At 66.6% G+C, this 11,645-nt stretch carries 10 protein-coding genes; 5 read left to right on the forward strand and 5 right to left on the reverse strand.

All coding sequences use genetic code 11. The features are described 5' to 3' along the window. The first annotated feature begins 51 nt into the window (after nucleotides 1–51). Entirely contained in the window at nucleotides 52–1,335 is a 1,284-nt protein-coding gene (locus QX126_RS26340; RefSeq protein ID WP_315784703.1) for a hypothetical protein, read from the forward strand. Between the two features lie 243 nt (nucleotides 1,336–1,578). Here QX126_RS26340 and corA read toward each other — a convergent pair whose 3' ends face one another. The 4 genes from corA to QX126_RS26360 form a co-directional block, all read right to left on the reverse strand. Beyond that, complete coding sequence (gene corA, locus QX126_RS26345) at nucleotides 1,579–2,616, reverse strand: magnesium/cobalt transporter CorA (protein ID WP_315757564.1); 1,038 nt, start codon at nucleotides 2,614–2,616, stop codon at nucleotides 1,579–1,581. A 62-nt stretch (nucleotides 2,617–2,678) separates the two neighbouring features. Further along, a complete protein-coding gene (locus QX126_RS26350; protein ID WP_315757565.1) occupies nucleotides 2,679–4,283 on the reverse strand; it encodes a hybrid sensor histidine kinase/response regulator in 1,605 nt (534 codons plus the stop codon). A gap of 339 nt (nucleotides 4,284–4,622) precedes the next feature. After that, nucleotides 4,623–6,062 carry a glutamine synthetase family protein gene (locus tag QX126_RS26355; RefSeq protein ID WP_315784705.1) on the reverse strand — a complete coding sequence of 480 codons (1,440 nt, stop codon included), beginning with the start codon at nucleotides 6,060–6,062 and terminating at the stop codon, nucleotides 4,623–4,625. A 193-nt stretch (nucleotides 6,063–6,255) separates the two neighbouring features. Beyond that, nucleotides 6,256–7,614 carry an aromatic ring-hydroxylating dioxygenase subunit alpha gene (locus QX126_RS26360; protein WP_315784708.1) on the reverse strand — a complete coding sequence of 453 codons (1,359 nt, stop codon included), beginning with the start codon at nucleotides 7,612–7,614 and terminating at the stop codon, nucleotides 6,256–6,258. 211 nt (nucleotides 7,615–7,825) lie between these two features. On the opposite strand from QX126_RS26360, the gene QX126_RS26365 reads away from it, so the two are divergent. The 4 genes from QX126_RS26365 to QX126_RS26380 all read left to right on the forward strand — a co-directional run bounded on the left by QX126_RS26365 (nucleotide 7,826) and on the right by QX126_RS26380 (nucleotide 10,995). Further along, a complete protein-coding gene (locus QX126_RS26365) occupies nucleotides 7,826–8,626 on the forward strand; it encodes an IclR family transcriptional regulator C-terminal domain-containing protein (RefSeq protein ID WP_315784711.1) in 801 nt (266 codons plus the stop codon). A gap of 799 nt (nucleotides 8,627–9,425) precedes the next feature. Further along, nucleotides 9,426–10,127 (forward strand): alpha/beta fold hydrolase, encoded by a 702-nt coding sequence (locus QX126_RS26370; protein ID WP_315784714.1) that lies wholly within the window; start codon nucleotides 9,426–9,428, stop codon nucleotides 10,125–10,127. Nucleotides 10,128–10,202: 75 nt separating this feature from the next. Beyond that, nucleotides 10,203–10,490, forward strand: a complete 288-nt coding sequence (locus tag QX126_RS26375; protein ID WP_315735958.1) for a hypothetical protein — start codon at nucleotides 10,203–10,205, stop codon at nucleotides 10,488–10,490. After that, complete coding sequence (locus tag QX126_RS26380) at nucleotides 10,477–10,995, forward strand: hypothetical protein (protein ID WP_315784717.1); 519 nt, start codon at nucleotides 10,477–10,479, stop codon at nucleotides 10,993–10,995. Before QX126_RS26375 ends, QX126_RS26380 begins: the two co-directional genes overlap by 14 nt. Before the next feature lie 18 nt (nucleotides 10,996–11,013). On the opposite strand, the gene QX126_RS26385 is transcribed toward QX126_RS26380, so the two are convergent. Beyond that, the gene (locus QX126_RS26385) at nucleotides 11,014–11,613 is read right to left on the reverse strand and encodes a TetR/AcrR family transcriptional regulator (RefSeq protein ID WP_315778412.1); all 600 of its coding nucleotides are present in this window, start codon (nucleotides 11,611–11,613) and stop codon (nucleotides 11,014–11,016) included. Nucleotides 11,614–11,645: the final 32 nt, after the last annotated feature.

The following is an 11,645-nucleotide window of genomic DNA, read 5'->3' on the forward strand; positions in this document are numbered from 1 at the left end:
ATGGAAGTTCCTGCGCGTTGCATCCCGGCCGCATCACCCGTGAAGAGCCAGATGGAGACGATCGAAGCCTATCTCGCCCGCAAGCATCAGGAGCTGCAGCTCCTGAACGGCTGCCTGCGGAGACCGCATGCGCTGCCGGCGCCGCGCGCCGTGATGGAGGTCATCCGGCGCAAGTTTCAGCTCACGGCCGCGCTGAAGGCAGAGCACGCGCTGGGCGACTGGACCGCGACGGAGACCGCCTGGGCGGATGCCGCCGATCATCGCGCCGGCCCGTTCGCCTTCAGCTACGACTATCAGCGCGCGGATCTCGACGTGCGCGGGCCGTCATTCTATGCGGTGGGCGAGAGCCGTCAGGACACCATCTACACCATCTCCGGCATGGCCGCGATCGCGGCGCTGCTGCTGGCGACGCGGCCCGTTCTCGGTACGGCGGACCTGCTGATGCTGCCGGGCTCCTATGGCGAGACGCAGGAGCTGGTCGCGGCGCATGCGCGGCATCTGCGCCCGGTGACGCTGACCCGCGACCTTGCCGCCGCGCTGGCGCAGCCCTCGCCGGCGCCGCGGCTGCTGCTGATCGATTCCAGCGCGACCGCGCCGCGCTTCGAAGCCGCGCTGAGTTGCGACCGCCCGGCGATCGATCTCCTGATCTTCGACACCACCTGCTTTGCCAATGGCTCCGGCCGCATTCGCCGCGTGCTGGCCTGGGCGCGGCGCTGGGACGTGCCGGTCGTGATGGTGCGCAGCCACACCAAGCTCGACTCGCTCGGCGCCGAGTACGGCCGGCTCGGCTCGGTCGCTTTCAGCGATTGGACCAATGCCGGCTCTGCAAGCCGCGTTGCGCTTCAAGCGCTGCCGGGCGAGACGCGCAACGCCGTCAGGCTGCTCGGCGGCGCGGCGCTACCCGCGCATTTCCCGCCTTATGTCGGAATGCCCGCCTATCGCGAGCTGACCGCGCGGCGCGGCGCCGGCATCCTGCGCAACAGCCGGCGCGTGCGGCGTCAATTCGCGACCGCGCTGCACGGCCTGACCGCGGAGCTCGACTTCGCGCACGGCCTCTACGTCACGCTCGCCGGTCGCGCGCCGCTCGACGAGGCCACCGCGCGGCAAGCCGCAACCGCCATGAGTGATGATCTGCGGCGCGCCGGGCTGCCGATCCGCCACGCCGGCAGCTTCGGCTTCGATTTCGCTGCGACGGAATGGTTTCACGACGCCACCACGGATCGCTACAGCGTGCGCGTCGCTGTGCCCGACCTGCCGACCGCGATCTGGGACGAACTGACGGACGCCATCGCCGCGTGGTGGTTCGCGCATCAGGGGCGATCCGCGGCGGCGTGACCGCTGCGCCATGGCACGCGCCTGCCTCCTCAACGGCAAACCTATCATGCCGCAAGGCGGGTCCAATGAGCAGCTCGGATTTCGATGCCACACGCCGCCACGACGTGCTCGGCGGTCTCGGCGCCACCGCACTCAGTGCGCTGGCATCGCGCCTCGCTTTGGCGCAGGGATTCGGGGCAACGCCTCGCGCCGCTCGCAAGTGACCCGCCCCGCTTCGGGAGGAGGGACCGACGGTCCGTCAACTCACAGCCACCCGCGCCGCCTGAACTGCCAATACAGCACGCTGCAGACAGTGGCGATGAAGCCGAGCACCGCGTAGTAGCCGTATTGCCATTTCAGCTCCGGCATGTGCTCGAAGTTCATGCCGTAGATGCCGGCGACCGCGGTCGGCACCGCAAGGATCGCGGCCCAGGCCGTGAGCCGACGGGCGATGTCGGTCTGCTGCGCCTGGCCGGCCATCATGCTGGCCTCGAACACGAAGGCGAGGATCTCGCGCAGGGAATCCGCATCCTCCTCGGCGCGCTTGGCGTGGTCGAGGACGTCGCGAAACAGCGGCGCCATCTCGGCATCGATCGCGACGTTGTCGACGTGCTCGAGCCGCTTGCAGACGTCGACCACCGGGCCGACGGCGCGGCGCAGCCGCAGCAGGTCGCGCCGCAGGCGATACAGAAGGTCGACCTCGTGACGCGCGAGCGGCCGCTGCAGCACGACCTCCTCCAGCGTCTCGACCTCCGCCATGATGCTCTCGGTCACCGGGCGGTAGTTGTCGACGATGAAATCGAGGATCGCATAGAGGATGTAGTCCTCGCCCTTGGCGAGCGAGCCGGGACAGCTCTCGCAGCGCTCGCGCACCGCGCCATAGGAGGTCGAGGCGCCGTGGCGCACCGAGACGACGAAGCCGGGGCCGACGAAGACGTGGGTCTCGCCGAACACGATGTGCTCGTTGACGAGCTGCGCGGTGCGGGCGACGACGAACAGCGCATCGCCGTAGCGTTCGACCTTGGGCTGCTGATGCGCCTTCGACGCATCCTCGATCGCGAGCTCGTGCAGTCCGAACTGCTCGGCCACGCGCTGCAGCAGCTCAGCATCAGGCTCATGCAGCCCGATCCACACTACATGGCCCGGCCGCCTGCGCCAGGCGCCGGCCTCCTCGATGGCGATGTCGGCGACGCGGCGGCCATCGGCATAGACGCTGGCCGCGACCACGCCGGGCTCGCGCGACGCGCCGCGCGTGGGCACGGCCGGCGCATCGGCCGCTGTCTGCATCGTGACGGGACGCATGGCTGAATCTCCGCTTTCCGGACCGACTTTCGACGCGCGGACTCGCCGGGTCAAGCGTCGCATCAGGTCACGCCGGTCGGGCCGTCGAGCAATTGCCTGACGCGGCGGACCAGATCGGTGCGGCGGTACGGCTTGTTGATGATCTCGAACTCGCCGATGTTGGCATCGGCGCGCTCGACCGCGGCATCCGAATAGCCGGTCGTCAGCAGCACCTTCAGCTTCGGCTGACGCTTGCGCGCCTCGCGCGCCAGCACCGTGCCGTTCATGCCGCCGGGCATCACGAGATCGGTGAACAGCAAATCGAAGCGGGCCTCCGAATCCAGCAGCTCGAGCGCGGCATGCGCATTGGCGGCGACCTCGATGCGATAGCCGAAATCCTCCAGGATCGAGCGCGCGAGCTCGGCCACATCCAGACGATCCTCGACGATCAGAATGCGCTCGCTGCCCGACCGCTCCATCGCCATCTGCGGCCGGATCGAGGGCGCGGCGATCGCCTGCTCGGTCGCCGGAAACAGCAGCTGCACGGTCGTGCCGAGCCCGACCTCGCTGTAGATATAGGTGCTGCCGCCGGACTGCCGCGTGAAGCCGTAGACCATGGCGAGGCCGAGCCCAGTGCCCTTGCCCTCCTCCTTGGTGGTGAAGAACGGCTCGGCGACTCGCGCGAGAATATGGTGCGGAATGCCGACGCCGTCGTCGGACACTTTCAGCGCGACATAGCGCCCGCCCTTGGGCACGCCGAACTGCACGATGTCCTCCTCCGCGATCTCCTTGTTCTCGGTGCGGATGGTCAACGTGCCGCCGTGCGGCATCGCATCGCGCGCGTTGACAAACAGATTGAGCAGCGCGACCTCCGCCTGGGTCTGGTCGACGCGGCTGTTCCACAGGCCCGGCTGCGCCTTGACGACGATGCGCACGCTGTCGCCGAGCGTGTGGCGCGCCATCTGCACCATGGTCTCGATCATGTTGTTGAGGTTGATCGGCCGGCTGTCGAGCCGCTGCTTGCGCGCGAACGACAATAGCTGCTGCGTCAAGGTCGCGGCCCGATTGGCGGCCGTGCGGATGTTCTCGACGGCGCGGCGGTGCCGCGGGGCCAGATCGGCGACGGCGCCCTGCAGGGTCTCGGTGTAGCCGATGATGACCTGCAGGATGTTGTTGAAGTCGTGCGCGATGCCGCCGGTGAGCTGGCCGATCGCCTCCATCTTCTGCGACTGCACCAGCGCGCTCTCGGCGTCGCGGCGGCGCGACACGTCGAGCTGCGAGCCGAAATAATAGACCAGCTCGCCGTCGCGGTTGTAGACCGGGCTGACGAACAGCGCATTCCAGAACGCAGCACCATTCTTGCGATAATTGAGGATCTCCACCGCGATGTCCTGGCGGTTGGCGATCGCCGTGCGGATCGCTGCAATGGTGTCGCGGTCGGTGTCCGGCCCCTGCAGGAAGCGGCAATTGGCGCCGACGATCTCGGAGATTTCGTAGCCGGTCATTTCCAGGAACGCCCGGTTGGCGAACAGAATCGGATTGTCGTTCTGGCGCGGATCGGTGACGATCATCGGCATCCGCGTGGTCTCGACGGCCGCGAAGAAGATGTCGTGGCGCTCCGACGACAGATCGGATGCATCGCCGCTGTCGACGACCGCGCGATCGCGCTGCGGCTTGTGTTCCAACATGCTTCCTTGCTCCGCCTTCTCTCTCCATGACATGCAGGGTCGCGCCGGCACCGGCGTGAGTTGCGCAACGCGCCCCTTCGATATGCCGATGGATGGGATCGGGTTCCCGCAGGCATGCCTGCGCGCGGGATGGCGGACACAGGGCTCACGAAAATGCGAGGAGGCGGCGGGGGAACAAAACCGGCGGATATGGAAATGCCCGCGCCGCATCATCGTCGGCGCATTGCGCGCGCGACGAGGATGTTGCGCGTCCGCCGACGGAGCGCGGCCTACATCACCGGGCAGAGCATCCGGGTCGACGGCGGGCTGACGCGCAGCGTGCGATGCGCTGCATCGTGGTCAGAACATCTCGAAATATTCGCGCTGCTCCCAGTCCGACACTTCGGCCTGGAAGCGCTCGATCTCGGCGGTCTTGAGGAAGGTGTAGTAGTCGATGAAGGTGGCACCGAAGGCTTCGCGGAAGAACGCGTCCTGCTTCAGCGCATCGACCGCTTCGCCCAAGGATTTCGGCAGGAGATCTGCCTTTGTCTCGTAGGGAACGTCAGCGGACGGGCCGGGATCGATCTTGCGGTCGATGCCGTCGAGGCCGGCTGCGATCTGCGAGGCCATGTAGAGGTAGGGATTGGCGGCGGGCTCGCCGATGCGGTTCTCCAGGCGGGTGGCGCGATCGCCGGGGCCGCCGAGCACGCGGATCATGACGCCGCGGTTGTCGCGGCCCCAGATGGCGCGGTCCGGTGCCAGCGAATAGGCGCGGTAGCGCCGGTAGCCGTTGATCGTCGGCGTCGAAAACAGCGCGGAGGCGCGCGCATGCGCGAGCAGGCCCGCCATGTAGTGGCGGCCGAGCGCGGACAGTCCTTCGGCGTCCTCCGTCATGAACGCGTTGCTCCCGTCGCGCGCCACCAGCGACTGGTGCAGATGCCAGCCCGACGACATCACGTTGGGGATGCGCGGCCGGCACATGAAGGTGGCGTGATAGCCGTGGCGCTGCGCGATCTGCTTCACGGCGCTGCGGAACAGCACCATCGTATCTGCAGGCGCCAGCCCGATGCCCGGCTGCAGCACGAATTCGCACTGGCTCGGCCCGTATTCGAGCTCGATCGAGCGCAACGGCAGGCCGAGCGCGACGAGGTTCGCCCGGATGATCTCGAGCGCCGGCTCCATCTGATCGAAGCGCTGCTCGGTGAGATATTGATAGCCCTGGGTCAGCAGGCTGACCGTCGGCGGCACGCCGGGCTGACCGGGCGAGCCGGCGTCACCGGGCGCGAGCCTGGGATCCTCGACCTTGAAGATGTGGCACTCGACCTCGAGGCCGGCCTTGAACTGATAGCCACGCTGGTCGAGCGTCGCCAATGCCGACCGATAGAGATTGCGCGTGGCGAACGGCACCGGCGCGCCATTCGCGAAGTACAGATCACACAGCACCCAGCCCGTGCCGGGCGCCCAGGGCAGCACGTGAAAGGTGGTGGGATCGGCGACCATCAGTGCATCGCTGCCGCCCTGCATCTCGGCCATGCCGAAGCCGCCGCCGGCGGTGAACACCGGAAACACGGTGCGATGCGAGGTATCCTTGGCAAGCAAGGTCGTCGTGATCGAGCAGCCGTCCTCGAGCGAGGACAGCGCCGCATCGACGGTGAGCGTCTTGCCGCGCAGGATGCCATGCTGGTCCGGGAACGAGAAGCGGATGGTGGTGAGGCCGTGCTCCTCGGCGAGGCGGCGCATGCGCACTGCGGCCTCGGCCTGCTCCACGGTCCACAACTGATGCTTGTCGACGAAACTCAACGATGGCTCCTCGAATCGTAGGACGGGCAAAGGCGCGTTCGCGGCGCGGCCTCCGCCGTTGCGCCAGTGGACGCTGCGAACACGACGCGCCCACCGCCGCGACGGTGCACGTGAATGGTGGGCACGCCGTCGGACGGCACGCTGCGCCGTTCCGCCGGCCTTGGCCACCGTACGGCAACTCGGAGCAAAGTAGCTACTCCGCCGCGCTCAGATGCGGGGCCAGCCGAATGATATCCGCCGGCACCGGCGGGGCCCAGGGGGCGTTGCGGCGGCGGCGGACGTCGACTTCCATCCAGTAGGTCTCCCAGCCGCGCGTCGGCCCGATGCCGTCCATCGTCGCCGGGCCCTGCACGCTGCGGGCCTCCGCGGCATCGAGGAACAGCATCGGCGACTCGCCGCCCGCGACCTTCTCGATCTGCTCGCGCAGCAGACGGCGATATTGGATGATCGCCTTGTCGGATTGGCCCAGATGCTCGCGGGTGCGGTCCTGGATCCGGCCCATCGACTCCACCGCCCACTGGTCGTGCACGTTGATGTCGTTGCCCATCCCGGTGTAGGTCGCGGTCGCCTGCTCCCGTGGATCGAAGCCGTAGTCGTTGCTCTTGTTCTTGCGCGAGCGATAGTCCGGCAGCTCATAGAGCTCGAGCCGCTGTGCCCGCATCTTCGCCCGGTCGACCGGCGCGCCGTAGCTGGTGAAGATCGCGTACCAGTAGCAGGTCTCGTCATCGACCGGCACGTGCCACTGCGTGATCGTCATCTCCGTGCTCATCGGAATCACGAAGGCATGCGGGAACAGCTGATTGGTGACGCGGACGTGGGTGCGCTCGGCATCGATCTCGCGCAGCGCGATGATGCGCAGGCCGTATTCGGTCCGCTCGACATTGATGATCGGACGATCATATTCGCGCAGCACCTTGGTCATCGGCAGCTCGCTGTCGGCGGAGGCGCCGCGGAACTGCTTGCCATAGGCGGTCGACGTATCCTCGTCCTCGAAGAAGCGGTGCAGGAACGAGGCATGCGCCGGGTCGATGCCGACCTCCAGCGCCTGCAGCCAGTTGCATTCGATCAGGCCCCTGAAGGCGAAGGTGTAGGCGTCGGGCGCGGTGAAGCAGTCGAGATCCGGGAACGCCGGGGCTGCGCCATCGCCGAGCCAGGCCCAGAGGATGCCGCCCTTCTCGACCACCGGATAAGCGCGCTGCTTGACGTTCTTGCACAGCGGCGAGCCGGCCGGTTCGGCCGGCGTCTCCAGACAATTGCCGTCAGCGTCGAACAGCCAGCCATGGAAGGCGCAACGCAACCCGCCGTTCTCCAGCCGTCCGAAGGCGAGATCTGCGCCGCGATGCGGGCAATCGCGATCAAGTAGTCCGTAGCGGCCCTGCGCATCCTTGAAGAGCACGAAGTCCTGACCGAGCAGCTTCACCGCGCGCACCGGCCGCTCGCCCGCGAGCTCATCGACCAGCGCCGCCGGCTGCCAGTACATCCTCATTAGTTTACCGGCGGGCGCGCCGGGTCCGACGCGCGTGATCAGGTCGTTCTGCTCCTGGCTCATCATGATGGCCGTCTCTCCTGTTCCGTCGCAAGTCGGGCGTTGAGCGTCACGCGATCATCTAATAATGTTCGCTAGACGAACACATGTTCGCCCAGATTAGATTCGCTTTAAGTGGGGAGAAGCGCAAGTGAAAAAGCTACAACCGAAGCCGAGGGGCAAACGGACTGCAGCTTCACTACAGCCGAAAACAACAACAGCGGATCATGTCAGGCCGATGCCGAAACTGAAGCGCACTGATGAGGAGAAGAAGCAGGCTCGGGGCGACGGTCCCGAGTTCGTGGAAGCGCTCGATCGCGGCCTGCGGGTGATACAAGCCTTCAGCCGCGAGGGCCGGCCGATGACGCTGAGCAAGGCCGCGGAACTCACCGGCCTCGCCCGCGCCACGGTGCGACGGATTCTGCTGACACTGAAGGCCTCCGGCTTCGTCCATGGCGACGATCGGCTGTTCTCGCTGACGCCGCGCGTGCTGCTGCTGGCCTCCAGCTATCTCGCCTCCAACCAGATCAACAGCGTGATGCAGCCGTTGATGGACAACACGGCCGGCGAGGCGCGCGAGGTCTGCTCGCTCGCCGTCCTCGACGGCGAGTCGGTCGTCTTCATCGCGCGCGCGACGTCGGCGCGGATGTTCTCGACCGGGCTCGAAATCGGCTATCGGCTGCCGGCGTTCTGCACGTCGGTCGGCCGCGTGTTGCTGAGCCGGATGCCGGACGATCAGTTGCGCCAGGCCGTCGAGCGCATGACGCTGACCGAGATGACGCCGCAGACGATCACCGACAAGGAAGCATTGCTCGCGTCGATCATCGCCGTCCGCGACGACGGTTACTCGCTCGTCGACGGTGAGGCGGAGCAGGGTTTCCGCTCGATTTCAGTGCCGATTCGCCGTTATGACGGCGGCATCATCGCCGCCGTCAACATCGGCGGCCACGTCGATCGCATCGGCGTCGACGAGATGAAGGAGCGCTTCCTGCCGCTGCTGAAGAAGCTCGCAGCCACGGCGCAGCCACTGCTCGTCTGATTGTCGGGGAGAGGCCTCGGCCGCTGGCGCGCTGGCTCTCGCTCGCGCATCAGGTCACGCCACCGCAACCTTCGCATCGAACTCGCGGCCACGAGCGCCGCTGCTCCATCCGGCAGCGACATCGCCGAGAGGCATCGTCGCGCCGCTGATCGAGCACGTCGTCCCGCCCCTCGCTGCATCGCGGATCGGCGCACTCGCCGTTCTCGTGAGAGTCGGACTTCGCGCGACAATCGTTCCGATGTCATCACCGACAGCGCGGTGCTACCAACTTATCGCCGCAGCAGCACGAGAGAGCCGGCCATCGCCGGCCACGTGAAGTTACCGGCTGCCCGAACTAATCGTTGTAGTCGCAAGCCTTCCGACGCCTGGCCCCACGCCCATTACGTGATATTATCGTGACGCCCGACCCTGTTTGCCACGATTGACGATCCATCCAGGTATCATCGCGCTGCATGCAATGGTGGCATGATCCGGAGCGGAAGTAGTTCGACCTCCGCCTCGCGCGCGAATTGCGGACGACGCCACCAGATTGCCGCGAATGGCGCCGCAATCACGAAAGCCAAAGGCGCCGCGGCCCAAGCAGCATCGCGTGCGACCCGATCACTGCGTCCGTCCGGCCATACGCCGTCGCGAAGAGGCGCAGGAGGAGCCAGGGCAAGGCTGAGGACGAGGTCGTCGCCCCGGGGCGGCGGGCGCGAAGCGGGGCACATCGTTGGACATCGGCCGCCTCACGCGCGTAAATGGCATGCCGGGTGGAAAACACCCGGACCAGGTGAACGCCGTTTCCGGGGGAAGACCCATGACTGATGCGCTGCCGCTCGTGCTGGTGCCTGGACTGATCTCGTCGCCCCGCATCTATGCGCCTGTCATCCCCGCGCTGTGGCGGCTCGGGCCGGTGATGGTGGCCAACCACGTCCGCGATGACAGCATGGCCGCGATCGCGCGCCGCATCCTGGCCGAGGCGCCGCCGCGCTTCGCGCTCGCGGGACATTCGATGGGCGGCTACATCGCTTTCGAGATCATGCGCCAGGCGCCGGAGCGCGTGGGCCGGCTGGCGCTGATCAACACCCAGGCGAGGCCCGACACGCCGGAGGCGAGCGCGCGCCGCCGCACCATGATCACCCGCGCCAAGGAGGGCGACTATCACGGCGTGGTCGACGAGCTGTTCTCAGGCTTCGTCCATCCGTCGCGCCAGGACGATCCGCGGCTGCGCCAGCTGGTGCACCACATGGCCGAGGAGGTCGGCGTCATCGGCTTCATCCGGCAGCTGACGGCCATCATGTCGCGCCCGGACTCGCGGCCGACACTGACCGCGATCCGCTGCCCGACCCTGGTGCTCACCGGCGACACCGACAACACCATCCCGAACAGCCTGTCGAAGGAGATGGCCGACGGCATCGACGGCAGCTGGCTCGTCGTGCTGGAGAATTGCGGCCACCTGCCGCAGCCCGAGCAGCCGGAGGAGACCGCGCAGGCGCTGATGGAGTGGCTCAGGGGGTGAGATCGCCAATGAGCCATATGAGACTCCGCACGCTGGCCGGTGGCAACTCACCGGAATGCAGCGTATATTGCGACAATGCTGGATAACGCCAAAATCGCCAAGATCGCCCGCGAGGTCGCCACTGCGAATCTGAGCAGCTCCGCCGCGGTAACAGACGTCACGACGGCGTCCTATGCGGACTCCGAAGGCCGTGACGCGCTGCGGATCACCATCGTATTGAGCCCCATCCAAGGGACCAACATCGAGGGAGAAGCAGTACTGGATACGCTGGTCCAGATCCAAGAGCAGCTCCAGGCCGCAGGCGAGGACCGCTTTCCGCTGATCGAATACGAGGCGGAGAACGAGGCCGTTGGCGATACTTAATCCGGAGCATCTGTTTCAGCAGGCTGAGCAGTTGATCGTTCCGCCTGCGGCGGGGCCACCACGGCAGGTGAACATCCGTCGCGCAATTTCGGCTGCGTACTATGGATTGTTTCATGCAACGCTCATCGCCGCTGCAGATCAATTCGTTGGCAAGACGAAACAAGGGACACCTTCATACGCCCTCGTCTATAGAGCCGTGGATCATCGAGACCTCCGATTGCTATGCGAGGAGATCAAAAAGTCGAAGCTCTCCGCCAAATATCTCCCGTTTGCGCCCTCTGGAGGCTTTGGAGCAAGCCTTCAAGCGTTCGCATTCGCTGTCCTGGAGCTGCAAGAGAAGCGCCATGAAGCCGACTATAATCCGATGATCCGCGTCAAAACCCTGGATGCGCAGCTCGCCATCAGAATGGCGAGAGCTGCATTGGCGAGCTTCGAAGCCGCTCGCGTCCAAAACCAGGAAACTTTCCTGACATTGTTGACGTTGTTGCTATTCCCGCCCCGCTAAGCCAGGACGGAAAGCCAACTACGCTTCGCTGACTCTTCCCTTCCCCACCCGCAACCCATCCACGAACACATCCAACAGCCGCAGCACGCTCTGCTGCCAGCCGGTCTGGTCGTGCATGTAGCACATGCCGATCAGCGCACGCAGGACGTCGTCGGCGCTGATGTCGCTGCGAATCTCGCCGGCCTGGACGGCCCGCGACAGCAGCGCGCCGATCGAGCGGGTGAGATGGCCGTGCGAATAGGCGGCGAGCTCGGAGTTCGCGTTCATGACGATCGCCAGTGCGGCCATCATGCCCTTCTTGGTGGCGACGAACTGCACCGTCGAGCGCAGCCAGCGCCGCAGCGCCTCGACCGGCGACGGCTCGCTCTTCAGCGCCTCGGCGAGCTCCGAGAGCTGCTCGACCTCGCGCCGGTACACCGCCTCGAACAGGTCCTCGCGGGTGGGGAAGTGACGATACAGCGTGCCGATGCCGACGCCGGCCTGGCGCGCCACCGCTTCCAGGCTGGCTTCGGCGCCGCCGGCGCTGAACACCGCCTTGGCGGCCTCCAGCACGCGCTCGCGATTTCGCTGCGCATCGGCGCGCGGCTTGCGCGGCCGCTCTTGTGGTTTCGTCTGCATCTCACCAGCTCTTGATGACGGACCGTTCATGT

It is taken from the genome of Bradyrhizobium sp. SZCCHNPS1003, from assembly GCF_032381555.1.
GTDB lineage: Bacteria > Pseudomonadota > Alphaproteobacteria > Rhizobiales > Xanthobacteraceae > Bradyrhizobium.